Below are 13,593 nucleotides of genomic sequence, written 5' to 3' on the forward strand. Positions count from 1 at the left end.
CGGTGGCACGTGCGACGCGCCGGATTGTTTCGGGGATGGCGATCCTGCGTGTGGATGCGTGGCCCTGCGGCCTCGGACCAGTAGTCTGCGATCAACGGCAGGGACAGCGCGGCAGTTGCAGAGGGGGAGGACGCAGATCTGATGGCGATGACCGGTGTCGTGAAGGATGAGTTGAGCCGGCTCACCGTGCTCAAGCCGTGCTGCCGTAAGGCGGAGGTGTCGGCGACACTGCGTTTCGCCGGTGGCCTGCATCTGGTCGGTGGGCGGATCGTGATCGAGGCGGAGCTGGACACGGGCTCGGGGGCGCGTCGACTCCGCAAGGACATCTCCGAGATCTTCGGGCACGACTCGGAGGTCGTCGTGCTGTCCCCGAGCGGGCTGCGCAAAGGAAACCGCTATGTGGTGCGTGTGATCAAGGACGGCGACAGCCTGGCCCGGCAGACCGGCCTGATCGATGCGCAGGGACGGCCGGTGCGGGGTCTGCCGCGGCACGTGGTGGTCGGGGGAACATGTGACGCCGAGGCCGCCTGGCGGGGCGCCTTTCTTGCGCACGGCTCCCTGACCGAGCCGGGACGTTCGATGTCGCTGGAGGTGACCGCGCCCGGACCCGAGGCGGCTCTCGCCCTGGTGGGAGCGGCGCGGCGGCTGCGGATCCAGGCCAAAGCCCGCGAGGTGCGGGGAGTGGATCGAGTGGTGGTACGCGACGGCGATTCCATCAGCGCACTGTTGACCCTCTTGGGGGCCCACGAGAGCGTTCTGACCTGGGAGGAACGCCGGATGCGCCGGGAGGTCCGGGCCACGGCCAACCGGTTGGCGAACTTCGACGACGCGAATTTGCGCCGCAGCGCCCGAGCCGCGGTTGCGGCGGGTGCTCGGGTGGAACGCGCATTGGAGATTCTCGCCGAGGAGGCCCCCGAGCATCTGGCGGCGGCCGGGCGGCTTCGCCTGACGCATAAGCAGGCCTCCCTGGAGGAGTTGGGTCAGCTTTCGGACCCGCCGCTGACCAAGGATGCGGTTGCCGGACGGATCCGGCGGTTGCTGGCGATGGCCGACAAGCGGGCCGACGATCTGGGGATTCCCGGCACCGACGCGAATCTCACCGCCGACATGCTTGCGTCCTGAGTACCAGGAGCGATGCAGCTGTTGCGGATGGTGCGGATTTTGCACCATCCCTGTAACAGCGATAACTTCGAAGTGGTCTAGACCTTATGGGTGGCGTGTGCTCCCCGCGGAGGACGGCGCAGTGTGCTCCGTTAGGCTCGGTGGTGCCGCAGGCGTCTCCCCCCGATAAACAGCGACAACCCATAGACACGAGGGGATTGGTTCCGTGACCATCCGTGTAGGCGTGAACGGTTTCGGTCGGATCGGTCGTAATTTCTGGCGGGCGGTCCATGCCGCCGGGGCCGCGAGTGACGTGGAGATCGTCGCGGTCAACGACCTCACCGACACCGCGACACTTGCGCACCTGCTCAAGTACGACTCGGTGCTGGGAACGTTGGAGGGTGACGTCGAGGTCAGCTCCGACTCGATCAGCGTTGGCGGCCGCTCGGTCCGAACGCTCGCCGAGCGCGACCCCGCGGCCCTGCCCTGGTCGGACCTTGGGGTGGATGTGGTGGTCGAGTCCACCGGCCGCTTCACCAACGCCGAGGACGCGCGTAAGCACATCGAGGCCGGCGCGAAGAAGGTCATCATCTCGGCTCCGGCCAAGGGTGAGGACTGGAACGTCGTCATGGGTGTCAATGACGGGGACTACGACCCGTCCAAGCACCACGTGGTGTCCAACGCCTCCTGCACCACCAACTGTGTGGCCCCGATGGCCAAGACGCTGCTGGACAATTTCGGCATCGTCAAGGGCCTGATGACCACGGTGCACGCGTACACCAACGACCAGGTGATTCTCGACCTTCCGCACAAGGACCTGCGCAGGGCCCGGGCTGCCGCGGCCAACATCATTCCCACGAGCACCGGCGCTGCCAAGGCCACCGCGCTCGTCCTCCCCGAACTCACCGGCAAGCTGGACGGGATGGCCATGCGCGTTCCCGTGCCGGACGGCTCCGTGACCGACCTCGTGGTCGAAACCGAGCGTGAGGTCACCCGCGATGAGGTGAACGCCGCCTTCAAGGCGGCCGCCGAGGGGCCGTTGAAGGGGTACCTGCGCTACACCGAGGACCCGATCGTCTCCAGCGACATCGTTGGCACGTCGCCCTCCTGCACCCTCGATGCCGGCCTCACAATGACCTTCGGTAACCAGGTCAAGATCATCGGTTGGTACGACAACGAGTGGGGCTACTCCAACCGGTTGGTGGATGTCGCCAAGCTGCTCGGCTCCCGGCTCTAACGTCCGGCACGGTCCAGGGCTCCTCGCGACTGACCTGATTCGGTTTCTGCGGGTCTGCGATGAGCCCTGGGCCCGTCGGGCCCGAACAAGGAGGAAACCCCCCAATGCGAACGATCGCGGATCTCGACGCGGCCGGCCAACTTGCCGGACGCCGAGTGTTCGTGCGCGCGGACCTGAACGTCCCCCTGGACGGCGACCGGATCACCGACGACGGCCGCATCCGGGCGAGTGTCCCCACCATCGCGGCCCTGCTGGGCCGTGGGGCGCGGGTCGTCGTCGCTGCCCACCTCGGCCGTCCCAAGGGTGCGCCCGACCCCCAGTACTCCCTGCGTCCGGTGGCCCGGCGTCTGGAAGAGCTCCTCGGTACAGCGGCCTCGGCGGTCCATTTCGCCACGGACACGGCGGGCCCGGAGGCTCAGCGTCTCAGTGACCAGCTCGGCGATGCCGAGGTGCTGGTGGTGGAGAACCTGCGTTTCGAACCGGGGGAGACCAGCAAGGACGACTCCGAACGGGCCGCCCTGGCCGAGCGTCTCGCCGGTCTGGCCGACGTCTATGTCGGGGATGGCTTCGGAGCCTTGCACCGCAAGCACGCCAGCGTCTACGACCTGCCCATGCGCCTGCCCCACGCCGCCGGGGACCTCGTCTTCACCGAGGTCGAGGTCCTGCGCCGACTCACCGAGCATCCGCAACGGCCCTACGCGGTCGTGCTGGGCGGATCGAAGGTCTCCGACAAACTCGGGGTCATCGACAATCTGCTGGGAACCGCCGATCGCATCCTCGTCGGTGGGGGAATGGTATTCACCTTCCTGGCCGCCCAGGGATACGAGGTCGGCTCCAGTCTGCTGGAGACCGACCAGATCGAGACCGTGTCCGGTTACCTGCGCCGGGCCGAGGAACTCGGGGTGGAGTTCGTGCTGCCGGTGGACGTGATGGCCGCGGACTCGGTCTCCGCCGAGGCCCCGCACGCCGTCGCTGACGTCTCCGCGATTCCCAGCGACCGCATGGGCCTGGATATTGGTCCCCGGTCGGCCGAGCTGTTCGCCGCCAGACTCGCCGACACCCGGACGGTGTTCTGGAACGGGCCCATGGGCGTGTTCGAGATGGAGCCGTTCGCCGCCGGAACCCGGGCCCTGGCCCAGGCGCTCATCGACTCCCCGGCGTTCACGGTCGTGGGTGGCGGTGACTCGGCTGCGGCGGTGCGCTCACTCGGCTTCGCCGAGGACGCTTTCGGTCACATCTCCACGGGAGGTGGTGCGAGCCTGGAGTACCTGGAAGGCCGAACCCTGCCCGGAATCGCGGCGTTGGACAAGGACGAGTCATGAGTAAGCGCACCCCGCTGATCGCGGGCAACTGGAAACTGCACAACAACCACTTCGAGGCCATCGCACTGGTGCAGAAGCTGGCGTTCACCCTCAACGACGCCGACTTCGACGCCACCGAGATCGTGGTGCTTCCCCCGTTCACCGCGCTGCGCAGCGTACAGACGCTTGTGGAGGGCGATAAGCTGCGCTTCGGCTACGGGGCCCAGGACATCTCGGCCCACTCCTCGGGCGCCTATACCGGGGAGGTGTCCGGGAGCATGTTGGCCAAGCTCGGCTGTACCTACGCCCTGGTTGGCCACTCCGAGCGGCGCGAGCACCACCACGAGGATGACAGCCTGGTCAACGCCAAGGTGAAGGCGGCCTTCGCCGCGGACCTGGTTCCGATCCTGTGCCTGGGCGAGGGGCTGGAGGTCCGCAAGGCCAAGGAACATGTGGCGCACACGGTGGCCCAGCTGGACGCTGCCCTCGCCGATGTTCCCGAGGAACAGGCCGCACAGGTGGTGGTGGCCTACGAGCCGGTGTGGGCGATCGGCACCGGCGAGGTGGCAACCCCGGACGATGCCCAGGAGGTGGCGGCCGCCCTGCGAGTCAGGCTGGGTGAGCTCTACTCGCCGGAAACGTCCCGTGCCGCGCGGATCCTGTACGGAGGGTCGGTCAAGAGCGACAACATCGCCGGCATCATGGCCAAGAGCGATGTCGACGGTGCGCTCGTCGGCGGGGCGAGCCTGAAGGCGGACGAGTTCGCCAGCCTCGCCCGCTACCGCGAGTTGTCGTGACGACCCCCGGCCAACTAGCCTGAGTCCACAACTGCGGTACTGTCGGCGCGGTACGATACGATTCGTATCCCGATAGACCTGTCCGCGCCCCTGCTCATCAGGTGCTCGCCGCGGCACGCGTGTCCGGTGAGCAGGGGCCGTGGTCGTTTCCAATCCCCGCGACGGGGCGTTTCGAGTTACGGGTGAGCGTGTGATCCTGGGTTTGTCCATCGTCGTCATCGCGCTCAGTGCGCTGTTGATCCTGCTGGTGCTGCTCCACAAGGGCAAGGGCGGTGGCCTGTCTGACCTGTTCGGCGGTGGAGTGACCTCGTCTCTGGGTGGCTCCTCGGTTGTGGAGCGCAACCTCGACATGCTGACCATCGGCGTCGGGATCCTGTGGTTCCTGCTGGTGGTCTGGCTCGGCATGGCTTCGGTGTAGCCCGGTGGTGCCGTAACTCACGCCCGCATGCAGCATGTCCCCGCCCCCCGAGCCCGGGGAATGTAAAGGAGATTCTCGTGGGTAATGGCAGTGCCATCCGCGGAAGTCGGGTCGGTGCCGGCCCGATGGGTGAGGCTGAACGTGGTGAGGCCGCACCGCGGGTTCATGTGCCGTTCTACTGCGCGAATGGTCACGAGACCGTGCCCAGTTTCGCCTCCGAGGCAGCGGTTCCCGAGGAGTGGGAGTGCCCCCGCTGTGGGTTTCCGGCCGGTAAGGACCGCACGCAGCCCCCCGAGCCACCGCGGACCGAGCCCTACAAGACTCATCTGGCCTACGTGAAGGAGCGGCGCAGCGACGCCGATGGTGAGGCCATTCTGGAGGAGGCGCTCGCGCGGCTTCGGGCCAACCGTGCCGAAATCGAGGCGGCCACGAAGAACTGAGGTTCGTCCGGGCCTGCGCCGGAGCGTGTGGGCAGCTGGGGCGCGCCCGGTTGGCTGTGGTGTGGGTGTGGGTCTGCCTGTGGCTCAAGCGTACGGCGGCGCCCTGGCGTACCTCGCGTTGTCTCTACTCGTGGTTGGGCCAACACCGGCGTCGGCTCTCTGCCCCCAGGACACGCCCCACATCCGCACCCGCACCCGGCCTCCGAACAGGAACGGATCCTGCGGCTGTCACCGGCACTATCGCCGATCGGGAGGCCATCGCCACGTGCTACCAAGCAGCGGTGTCGCGGCCCCCTGTGAACCTCAGCAGCGACCAACACAATGGGTTACGGCTGTCCCGTTCGCCGGTGGCGGCCGCTGACACGTTCGGTCAGGCGCGCGGCGACGTGTCGCGCTCGACCGGCGAGATGCGCGCACTGGTCCGAGCGCCAGTCCGGAACGGTGATACTGACCGCGGCAACCGGATGTGTGGCGTGGTCGAACACGGGGGCGGCCACGGAGACGTATCCAGGGGTGACCTGTCCGTGTTCGCTGGACCAGCCGCGGCGCCGCTCCTCGTCCAGGAGGGTGCGCAGCTCCTGCGCGGAGGCGGGGCCGTGGTCGGTGCGCCGGACGAAGGACTCGCGGCTGGGATACAGCGCGCGCACCTGGGCCCGTGGGAGCCGGGCCAGCATCGCACGGCCCGAGGCGGTGAGGTGCGCGGGCAGGCGCACGCCGACCCCGGTGACGAGCGAGGGGAGGTTGCGGGGCTGCTCCTTGACGAGGTAGAGGGTGTCCGCACCGTGGAGTACCCCGAGATGCGCGGTCACACGTAGCTCGTCGGCGAGCCGGGCCAGTGCGGGACGGGCCAGTCGTTCCAGCGGATCGTGCCGCAGGTAGGCCGAACCGACCTCGAACGCGGCGACGCCCAGCCCCCAGCGCTGTTCCTCGGACAGGTGTACCACGAATCCCTCGGCGGCCAGGGCCTCCAGAAGCTGGTAGACGCTCGACCGGGGGAGGTCCAGGGCACATGCGAGCGTGCCCGCGGACACTGGTCCGCCCTGGCTGGCGAGAAACCGAAGCAGCCGCACCGCTCGGGTGGCGGCCGGGACGCGGGACCCCTCCTGTGCAGCGGCCATACCTGGCACTGTATGCGCCAGGTCGACGTCCTGGCTGTGGCACGTGTCCGCGTGCTCGTCGCCGTCGGGGTTGGTGGCGTGGCCGTGGGGAAGGCCTGGAGTATGAGCCCACAACCTGCCGGTATCCATCACGTTACGGCCGTGGCCAGTGATCCCCAGGCCAACGCTGATTTCTTTCATGCGGCGCAGACCCCCGGCTTCAGTCGTGGGGTTAGCTGCCCCTTTACGTCCTGACGCATTAGGTAGCTCCTAGCTGGATACTGTTTGGTGTGGCAGTCACCGTGCGCTCCAACGCGAACATCACGTTCCAGTGCGCCTTCCACGTCGTGTGGTGCCCCAAGTACCGGCGCCGCGTCCTCGGAGGGCGCATCGAAGCGCGCTTGAAGGAACTCATCCGCGAGGTCGCCGATGACAAGGGCGCCTGGCTCGTGGAGATGGAGGTCATGCCCGACCATGTGCACCTGCTCGTGGAGGTCGACCCCCAGTTCGGAGTGCACCGGCTCGTGAAAGCCATCAAGGGGCGCTCTTCCCGGGCGCTGAGGCAGGAGTTCCCGCACCTGAAGTCCCGGCTGCCGACGCTGTGGACCAACAGCTACTTCGTGGCCACCGTCGGTGGGGCGCCGCTGGCGGCCATGAAGCGCTACGTGGAGGACCAGAGGACCGCTGAGGAAGGGGGTGTTTCATGCTGTCGGGTTGCCGGTACCGGCTTGAGCTGACCGAAGAGCAGGCCGGCCGTTGCCAGGAGTTCGGGGACGTGTGCCGGGCGGTGTGGAACACCGCCCTGGACCAGCGCCGCCAGTACGTCGACCGGTACACGCGGGGTCGTGACGGTGAGTTCTGCGGGTACCACCTCCAGGCCCGCCAGCTCGCCGAGGCCAAGGCCGAAGAACCCTGGCTGTCGTCGGCGCCCTCGCATGTGCTCCAGCAGACGCTGAAGGACCTGGACCGCTCCTGCCGGGAGAAGGGCACCTTTAAGGTCACGTTCCGGGCCAAGCACCGGTGGAATCCCTCGTTCCGCTTCCCTGCCGGGAACCTCATCACCGTGGAGAAGCTGAACCGTACGTGGTCCCGGGCGAAGCTGCCCAAACTCGGATGGGTGACGTTCCGGTCCTCCCGGCCGATCGGCGGCACGATCCGGTCGGCGACGGTGTCGCGCAAGGGCGGGCACTGGTTCGTGTCCTTCCTCGTCGAAGACGGACAGCTCACCCCCGAGTCGCACCCGGGAACCCCGGTGGGGATCGACCGTGGCGTGGCGGTGGCGGCCACGACCAGCGGCGGCGAGTTCCACGACCGCGAGTTCGCCACCTCCGGGGAGAAGGCCCGCCACCTCAAGCTCCAGAAGAAGCTCGCCCGGCAGAAGAAGAGCAGTGCGAACAGGGCCAAGACCCTTAAGGCCATGGGCCGTATCTCCACGAGGGCGGTGGATCGGCGCGGCGACTTCTGCGCGCAGACCGCCCACCAGCTCACGACCCGGCACGGGGTGGTGGTGTTGGAGGAGCTGCGCACCACCAACATGACTGCCTCCGCTCAGGGCACTGTCGAGTCCCCTGGAAAGCAGGTGCGTCAGAAGGCGGGGCTGAACCGGGCCATCCTCGACCAGGGGTGGTACCGCCTCGAAACCGCGCTGCGCAACGCAGCCCGCACGACCGGGACCAGCGTCGTGCTGGTCAACCCGGCCTACACCTCGCAGGCGTGCCACCGGTGCACGCACGTGGACTCGAACAGCCGCACGAGCCAAGCGGTCTTCGAGTGCACCGAGTGCGGACACATCGACCACGCTGACGTGAACGCCGCCACGAACATCCTTCGCGCCGCAGGGCATGCGGTGCCAGCCTGTGGAGACCTCGCCGTTGGGCGGTCCGTGAAGCAGGAACCAGCGCCCCCGCGAGGGGTAGCGCACCAACCGGCCTTGCCGCTGGCTGGAATCCCCCACCTTTAGGCGAGGGGAGGACGTCAAGCTCCGGACACCTACCACCTCTACTACGGGGACCGCTCCGGAAATCCGGGAACGATCATGACCTTCTTTCCGTGGCCCGAGGCCCCGCGGGGGCGGCGGGGCGCGGGCCAGGCCACCACGACCTCGTTCTCGGTTCCCGAGGGGCGCTCGGGTGGTGGGAGCGGCACCTTGCCGCGCACGGTGTGGCGGTGACTCGGCCGTCCGAACGGGTGGAGGAGGACGTGCTGAGCCTGCGGGACCCGGACGGTCTGACACTGGAACTCGTCGCCAGTGTCGACACCCAGGACACCGAGCCCTGGGACGCCGGTGGAATTCCGGTCGAGTACGCGATCCGGGGCATTCGGGCGGTCACACTCACCGAACACGACCATGAGCACACCGCGCGGATGCTGTCCGGAAACCTCGGTTTCCGTCTGGATGCCGAGCAGGGAAACCGGTACCGGTTCCGCACGGCCGCTGCGGGAACAGCCGTGGGAAGTGTGGTGGACGTCGTGGCCAACCCGTCTGCCCCGCGTGGACTGGTGGCGGCCGGCACCGTGCATCACGTCGCCTATCGGGCCCCGGACGCGGCGGCACAGGTGGCGTGGCAGAGTGACCTGGCTAACGCTGGTGTGGGGGTGACCGAGGTCCGGGACCGGAACGATTTCACCTCCATCTATTTTCGGGAACCCGGTGGCGTCCTGTTGGAGATCGCCACGGACGGCCCCGGATTCGACTACGACGAGCCGCTGCTGGAGCTGGGACGGGCCTTGAGGTTGCCTCCGTGGCTGGAGCCGCAGCGCTCGCAGATCGAACAGGCCCTGCCCGCGCTGAAACTGGGGGACGGATCGTGACCGCCGAGCTCGGTTTCGAACACGTGTTCCGTCCAGGTCCGGCCTGGGAGCCAGCCCGGTCGTCGCGGTGGGCTTCTCCAACGGCGCCAGTATTGCGGCCGCACTGCTGTTGACACACCCGGGTGTGCTGCGGGCAGCGGTGCTGCTGGCGGCCGGCGCTTCGCTCCAGGACCGAAGCCCCGAGCAGGTGGATCTCTCCGGAACCGCGGTGTTTCTGGCCGCGGGCATGGCCGGCCCGATTATTCCCATCGACCAGGCCCAGCTGCTGGTTAACCAACTCACCGACCGGGGGGCCGCGGTGACGTTTCGGAGCCACCCGGGTGGGCACGGTGCTCCACCACCCGAGGTGCTGCGTTCGGCACGGGGCTGGCTGGCCACCGTGCGCGCGGCGCGCGGTGGCGTCGGGCGTCCCTGACGAGTTGGGCTCCGCTGGGCGGAATATGAAATCTCGGACACATTTCCCGTGTCGTGGCTCGCGCGTTCCGCCACGGCGTTGTGCCATGGAGGCATGTCGAGTACACCTGTCGTCGAGATCGGCCCCCACGCCCCCTCTGGAGACGAGGTACGCCAGGTGGCCCGTGACCGGGCTCGGGTGCGGCTGAGCAGTGCGGCACGTTCGGCGCTCGCCGCCGGCCGCGCCTCCGTGGAGACACTGGCCACGGGCGCGGATCCTGCCTACGGTGTGTCCACGGGTTTCGGTGCCCTGGCGACCCGGCACATCCCGGCCAAGGCCCGCACGCAGCTGCAACGTTCCCTGATCCGTTCCCACGCGGCCGGCACGGGACCCGAGGTGGAACCCGAGATCGTCCGGGCGCTGATGACATTGCGGCTGCGCACCCTGGCCACCGGCCGAACCGGGGTGCGTACCGTGACGGCCGAGACCCTCGCCGACCTACTCAACAGCGGGATCACTCCGGTCGTCGGCGAGTACGGAAGCCTGGGGTGTTCCGGCGACCTGGCGCCGTTGTCCCACATCGCCCTGGCTCTCATGGGTGAAGGCGAGGTTCGGGATGCTTCCGGGCAGCGCGTCCCGGCAGGCCAGGCCCTGCCCGCGGCCGGAATCGAGCCGCTGGTGTTGGAGGAGAAGGAGGGGCTCGCCCTCATCAACGGCACGGATGGCATGCTGGCGCACCTGCTCCTGGCCTGCCACGATCTCCAGCAGCTGCTGATCACCGCCGACATAGCCGGCGCCATGAGTGTCGAAGCGTTGCTGGGGACCGACCGTGCCTTCGCCGCCGAGCTACAGGCCCTGCGTCCCCACCCCGGGCAGGCCGTCGCGGCGGAGAACATGATGGCTCTACTCGCAGACTCGCCGATTGTCGCCTCCCACCGGGGCCCGGAGTGCACCCGGGTTCAGGACGCCTACTCCCTGCGGTGCGCCCCACAGGTCGCTGGTGCCGCGCGGGACACCCTTGCCCACGCCCGTACCGTCGCCGAACGGGAGCTCGTCTCGGTCATCGACAATCCCGTGGTGTTGCCGGACGGGCGCGTGGAGTCCAACGGGAATTTCCACGGGGCTCCCGTGGGCTATGTTCTGGATTTCCTCGCTGTCGCGGTGGCGGATCTGGCGTCGATCGCGGAGCGCCGTACCGACCGGATGCTGGACGTGGCGCGATCGCACGGATTGCCGGCGTTCCTCGCTGAGGATCCCGGTGTGGATTCCGGGCACATGATCGCCCAGTACACACAGGCCGCCATCGTCTCCGAACTGAAACGGATGGCCACCCCGGCCAGCGTGGATTCCATCCCGAGTTCCGCCATGCAGGAGGACCACGTGTCCATGGGGTGGGCGGCGGGACGCAAGCTGCGCGGTGGGCTGGATGGTCTGCGCCGTGTTCTGGCCGTGGAGATCCTCACCGCCGCCCGTGCCCTCGACCTGCGTGCCCCACTGGAGCCCGCCCCCGCCACCGGTGCGGTCGTACGCGCCGTACGGGAACGGGTTCCCGGGCCCGGCCCGGATCGGCACCTTGCCCCCGATATCGAAGCCGTCGTCGACCTCGTCGCCTCGGGTGCCGTTGTTGCCGCGGCGCAGCGGGAAACGCCCCTGCGGTGAACGGCGAGTCCCCCGGAGAGGAGCAGCATGTCCCCGCAGTCACCCGGTCAGCACGCCGCCCCGGCCACGCCCGTGCGCGCCGCCCGCGGATCCACCCTGCACACTCGGGGGTGGCCGCAGGAAGCGGCGCTGCGGATGCTGCACAACAACCTCGACCCCGAGGTCGCCGAACGTCCCGAGGATCTGGTGGTGTACGGCGGAACCGGACGCGCCGCCCGGGACTGGTCCAGCTTCGCGGCGATCGACCGGTGCCTGCGGTCGCTCGGCCACGACGAAACGCTCCTGGTGCAGTCCGGACGCCCGGTGGGAGTGCTGCGCACGCACGAGTGGGCGCCACGGGTTCTCATCGCCAACGCGAACCTGGTGCCGGACTGGGCGAACTGGGAGGAGTTCCGTCGCCTGGAGCACCTGGGATTAACGATGTATGGCCAGATGACGGCCGGCTCCTGGATCTATATCGGAACGCAGGGAATCCTCCAGGGCACCTACGAGACCTTCTCCGCGGTGGCCGAGCAGCGGTTCGGAGGCAGTCTCGCCGGTACCATCACCCTCACCGCCGGACTCGGGGGTATGGGGGGAGCCCAGCCCCTCGCGGTTACCCTCAACGGTGGGGTGGCCATCGTCATCGAGTGTGACCCGAAACGCATCGAACGGCGGCTTTCCCACGGCTACCTCGACGTCCGGGCCGAGTCGATGGCCGAGGCACTGCGCCTGGCCACCCGGGCGCGGGATGCCCGCCAGCCCCTCTCCATCGGCCTCCTCGGCAACGCGGCCGACGTCCTGCCGGAACTGGCTCGCTCCGCCGCGCCCATTGACATCGTTACGGACCAGACGTCGGCGCACGATCCCTTGGCCTACCTGCCCTCCGGCGTGGATGTCGCCGACTGGCCGGAGTATGCCCGCACTGCCCCCGAGGAGTGTGCGCGACGTGCTCGGGCGTCCATGGCTGCGCATGTCGCGGCGATGGTGCAGTTCGCGGATGCCGGATCGGAGGTGTTCGACTATGGCAACTCCATCCGTGGGGAGGCGCACGGGGCGGGATGCTCCCGCGCGTTTGACATTCCGGGGTTCGTGCCCGCCTACATCCGTCCCCTGTTCTGTCAGGGCAAGGGCCCGTTCCGGTGGGCGGCCCTGTCTGGTGACCCCGCTGACATTGCCGCCACGGACCGGGCCCTCCTGGACCTGTTGGGAGACAATGAGGGACTGTCCCGATGGATTCGCATGGCGGGTGAGCGGGTCTCCTTCCAGGGGCTGCCCGCACGCATCTGCTGGCTGGGGCAGGGGGAGCGTGCCGCGGCCGGAAACCGGTTCAACGAGATGGTGGCCTCCGGTGAGCTGGCGGCCCCACTAGCCATCGGCAGGGATCATCTCGATACGGGCTCGGTTGCCTCCCCCCACCGCGAGACCGAGGCCATGGCCGACGGTTCGGACGCCATCGCCGACTGGCCGCTCCTCAACGCACTGGTCAATACCGCGTCCGGAGCAACGTGGGTGTCGGTCCACCATGGTGGTGGTGTCGGTATGGGGCGTTCCATCCACGCCGGGCAGGTCAGCGTGGCCGACGGCACCGACCTGGCGGCAACCAAACTGGAGCGGGTGCTCACCAACGACCCGGGAACGGGCGTACTCCGTCACGTCGACGCCGGGTATCCGCTTGCCCATACCACCGCCCGCCAGCACGGCCTGACGGTGCCGATCCCTCCAGAGGCCTAGTGTGACTGCGCTGGAACCGGGGGGACTACTCGGGCAGCCGAACGCGCTGCGGCGGGGTGATCCCGGACTCCCGCAGCACCCGGTCCACGAACGCACTCTTGGCATTCGTGTAGGCGTTGCGGTTGCTGGGGTGGCGTTTGGCCAGCCATTCCTTGAGTGCTGCGTACTCGATGCGCAGCGCCTGACTGCCACGCAGTGCGTCGCGGAACGCCAGCAGTGCCTGTGCCTGTGGCGACCCGGTGGCACGGATCTGAAGATGGTGTGTGCGTTGCTCCGGCGACGGGCGCAGCAGCCACAACCGTTCCTCGCCCATCGGGTCCTCGGCCCAGTACCACCAGCCCGACTTTTCCAGGGTGGGCAGGGCGGCCCGCGCATCCTCGAGGGAGTGGACCTCCGCCAGCATGTCGATGATCGGCTTGGCCCGCAGGCCGGGCACCGCGGTCGACCCGACATGCTCCACCTCCGTGGCCAGCAGTGGCCCCAGCAGGCTCCGCACGTGCTCCTGTTCGGCAGCGAACCGGTCGGACCAGTTCGGATCATGGTCGACGATACGCACAATCTGGTCGGGCATGGCCAAGACCCTACACATCCGGGGGGGAGAAACGCCATGCGCGCCTGTACCCGG

General features: G+C 68.5%; 13 protein-coding genes and 1 pseudogene. 12 read left to right on the forward strand and 2 right to left on the reverse strand.

Annotated features, from left to right (window positions below; translation table 11 throughout):
* Nucleotides 1-141 precede the first annotated feature (141 nt).
* The 6 genes from whiA (at nucleotide 142) to RIF23_RS00330 (ending at nucleotide 5,294) form a co-directional block, all read left to right on the forward strand.
* A complete protein-coding gene (whiA, locus tag RIF23_RS00305) occupies nucleotides 142-1,122 on the forward strand; it encodes a DNA-binding protein WhiA (protein ID WP_310910250.1) in 981 nt (326 codons plus the stop codon).
* Nucleotides 1,123-1,327: 205 nt separating this feature from the next.
* Nucleotides 1,328-2,338 carry a type I glyceraldehyde-3-phosphate dehydrogenase gene (gene gap / locus RIF23_RS00310; protein ID WP_310910251.1) on the forward strand — a complete coding sequence of 337 codons (1,011 nt, stop codon included), beginning with the start codon at nucleotides 1,328-1,330 and terminating at the stop codon, nucleotides 2,336-2,338.
* Between the two features lie 104 nt (nucleotides 2,339-2,442).
* Nucleotides 2,443-3,660 carry a phosphoglycerate kinase gene (locus tag RIF23_RS00315; protein ID WP_310910252.1) on the forward strand — a complete coding sequence of 406 codons (1,218 nt, stop codon included), beginning with the start codon at nucleotides 2,443-2,445 and terminating at the stop codon, nucleotides 3,658-3,660.
* On the forward strand, nucleotides 3,657-4,436 hold the full coding sequence (tpiA, locus tag RIF23_RS00320) for a triose-phosphate isomerase (RefSeq protein ID WP_310910253.1): 780 nt from the start codon (nucleotides 3,657-3,659) through the stop codon (nucleotides 4,434-4,436). The genes RIF23_RS00315 and tpiA overlap by 4 nt, the downstream gene beginning before the upstream one ends.
* Nucleotides 4,437-4,626: 190 nt before the next feature.
* Nucleotides 4,627-4,854, forward strand: a complete 228-nt coding sequence (secG, locus tag RIF23_RS00325; protein ID WP_310911184.1) for a preprotein translocase subunit SecG — start codon at nucleotides 4,627-4,629, stop codon at nucleotides 4,852-4,854.
* Nucleotides 4,855-4,931: 77 nt separating this feature from the next.
* Nucleotides 4,932-5,294, forward strand: a complete 363-nt coding sequence (locus RIF23_RS00330) for an RNA polymerase-binding protein RbpA (RefSeq protein WP_310910254.1) — start codon at nucleotides 4,932-4,934, stop codon at nucleotides 5,292-5,294.
* Nucleotides 5,295-5,620: 326 nt separating this feature from the next.
* On the opposite strand, the gene RIF23_RS00335 is transcribed toward RIF23_RS00330, so the two are convergent.
* Nucleotides 5,621-6,412: an IclR family transcriptional regulator gene (locus tag RIF23_RS00335; RefSeq protein ID WP_310911185.1), complete on the reverse strand. Its 792-nt coding sequence runs from the start codon at nucleotides 6,410-6,412 to the stop codon at nucleotides 5,621-5,623.
* Between the two features lie 269 nt (nucleotides 6,413-6,681).
* On the opposite strand from RIF23_RS00335, the gene tnpA reads away from it, so the two are divergent.
* The 6 genes and pseudogenes from tnpA to hutU all read left to right on the forward strand — a co-directional run bounded on the left by tnpA (nucleotide 6,682) and on the right by hutU (nucleotide 12,968).
* A complete protein-coding gene (gene tnpA, locus RIF23_RS00340; protein ID WP_310910255.1) occupies nucleotides 6,682-7,128 on the forward strand; it encodes an IS200/IS605 family transposase in 447 nt (148 codons plus the stop codon).
* Nucleotides 7,095-8,351, forward strand: a complete 1,257-nt coding sequence (locus RIF23_RS00345) for an RNA-guided endonuclease InsQ/TnpB family protein (protein ID WP_310910256.1) — start codon at nucleotides 7,095-7,097, stop codon at nucleotides 8,349-8,351. The genes tnpA and RIF23_RS00345 overlap by 34 nt, the downstream gene beginning before the upstream one ends.
* A gap of 18 nt (nucleotides 8,352-8,369) precedes the next feature.
* Nucleotides 8,370-9,202 (forward strand): annotated as a pseudogene (locus tag RIF23_RS00350) (ring-cleaving dioxygenase); the annotation flags it as partial.
* Between the two features lie 43 nt (nucleotides 9,203-9,245).
* The gene (locus tag RIF23_RS00355) at nucleotides 9,246-9,617 is read left to right on the forward strand and encodes an alpha/beta hydrolase (protein ID WP_310911186.1); all 372 of its coding nucleotides are present in this window, start codon (nucleotides 9,246-9,248) and stop codon (nucleotides 9,615-9,617) included.
* 93 nt (nucleotides 9,618-9,710) lie between these two features.
* Nucleotides 9,711-11,255 (forward strand): histidine ammonia-lyase, encoded by a 1,545-nt coding sequence (gene hutH / locus RIF23_RS00360; protein WP_310910257.1) that lies wholly within the window; start codon nucleotides 9,711-9,713, stop codon nucleotides 11,253-11,255.
* 27 nt (nucleotides 11,256-11,282) lie between these two features.
* The gene (gene hutU / locus RIF23_RS00365; RefSeq protein ID WP_310910258.1) at nucleotides 11,283-12,968 is read left to right on the forward strand and encodes a urocanate hydratase; all 1,686 of its coding nucleotides are present in this window, start codon (nucleotides 11,283-11,285) and stop codon (nucleotides 12,966-12,968) included.
* A 25-nt stretch (nucleotides 12,969-12,993) separates the two neighbouring features.
* Here hutU and RIF23_RS00370 read toward each other — a convergent pair whose 3' ends face one another.
* Nucleotides 12,994-13,539, reverse strand: a complete 546-nt coding sequence (locus tag RIF23_RS00370; RefSeq protein ID WP_310910259.1) for a GrpB family protein — start codon at nucleotides 13,537-13,539, stop codon at nucleotides 12,994-12,996.
* Between the last annotated feature and the right edge of the window lie 54 nt (nucleotides 13,540-13,593).

Source organism: Lipingzhangella rawalii (assembly GCF_031628175.1).
Classification (GTDB): domain Bacteria; phylum Actinomycetota; class Actinomycetes; order Streptosporangiales; family Streptosporangiaceae; genus Lipingzhangella_A; species Lipingzhangella_A rawalii.

Excerpts from the sequence above, each read along its gene's own strand:
- RIF23_RS00370 (WP_310910259.1), bottom strand. The coding sequence starts at position 13,539 with ATGCCCGACCAGATTGTGCGTATCGTCGACCATGATCCGAACTGGTCC.
- RIF23_RS00315 (WP_310910252.1), top strand. The coding sequence starts at position 2,443 with ATGCGAACGATCGCGGATCTCGACGCGGCCGGCCAACTTGCCGGACGC.
- RIF23_RS00345 (WP_310910256.1), top strand. The coding sequence starts at position 7,095 with ATGCTGTCGGGTTGCCGGTACCGGCTTGAGCTGACCGAAGAGCAGGCC.
- whiA (WP_310910250.1), top strand. The coding sequence starts at position 142 with ATGGCGATGACCGGTGTCGTGAAGGATGAGTTGAGCCGGCTCACCGTG.
- tpiA (WP_310910253.1), top strand. The coding sequence starts at position 3,657 with ATGAGTAAGCGCACCCCGCTGATCGCGGGCAACTGGAAACTGCACAAC.
- hutH (WP_310910257.1), top strand. The coding sequence starts at position 9,711 with ATGTCGAGTACACCTGTCGTCGAGATCGGCCCCCACGCCCCCTCTGGA.
- hutU (WP_310910258.1), top strand. The coding sequence starts at position 11,283 with ATGTCCCCGCAGTCACCCGGTCAGCACGCCGCCCCGGCCACGCCCGTG.
- RIF23_RS00335 (WP_310911185.1), bottom strand. The coding sequence starts at position 6,412 with ATGGCCGCTGCACAGGAGGGGTCCCGCGTCCCGGCCGCCACCCGAGCG.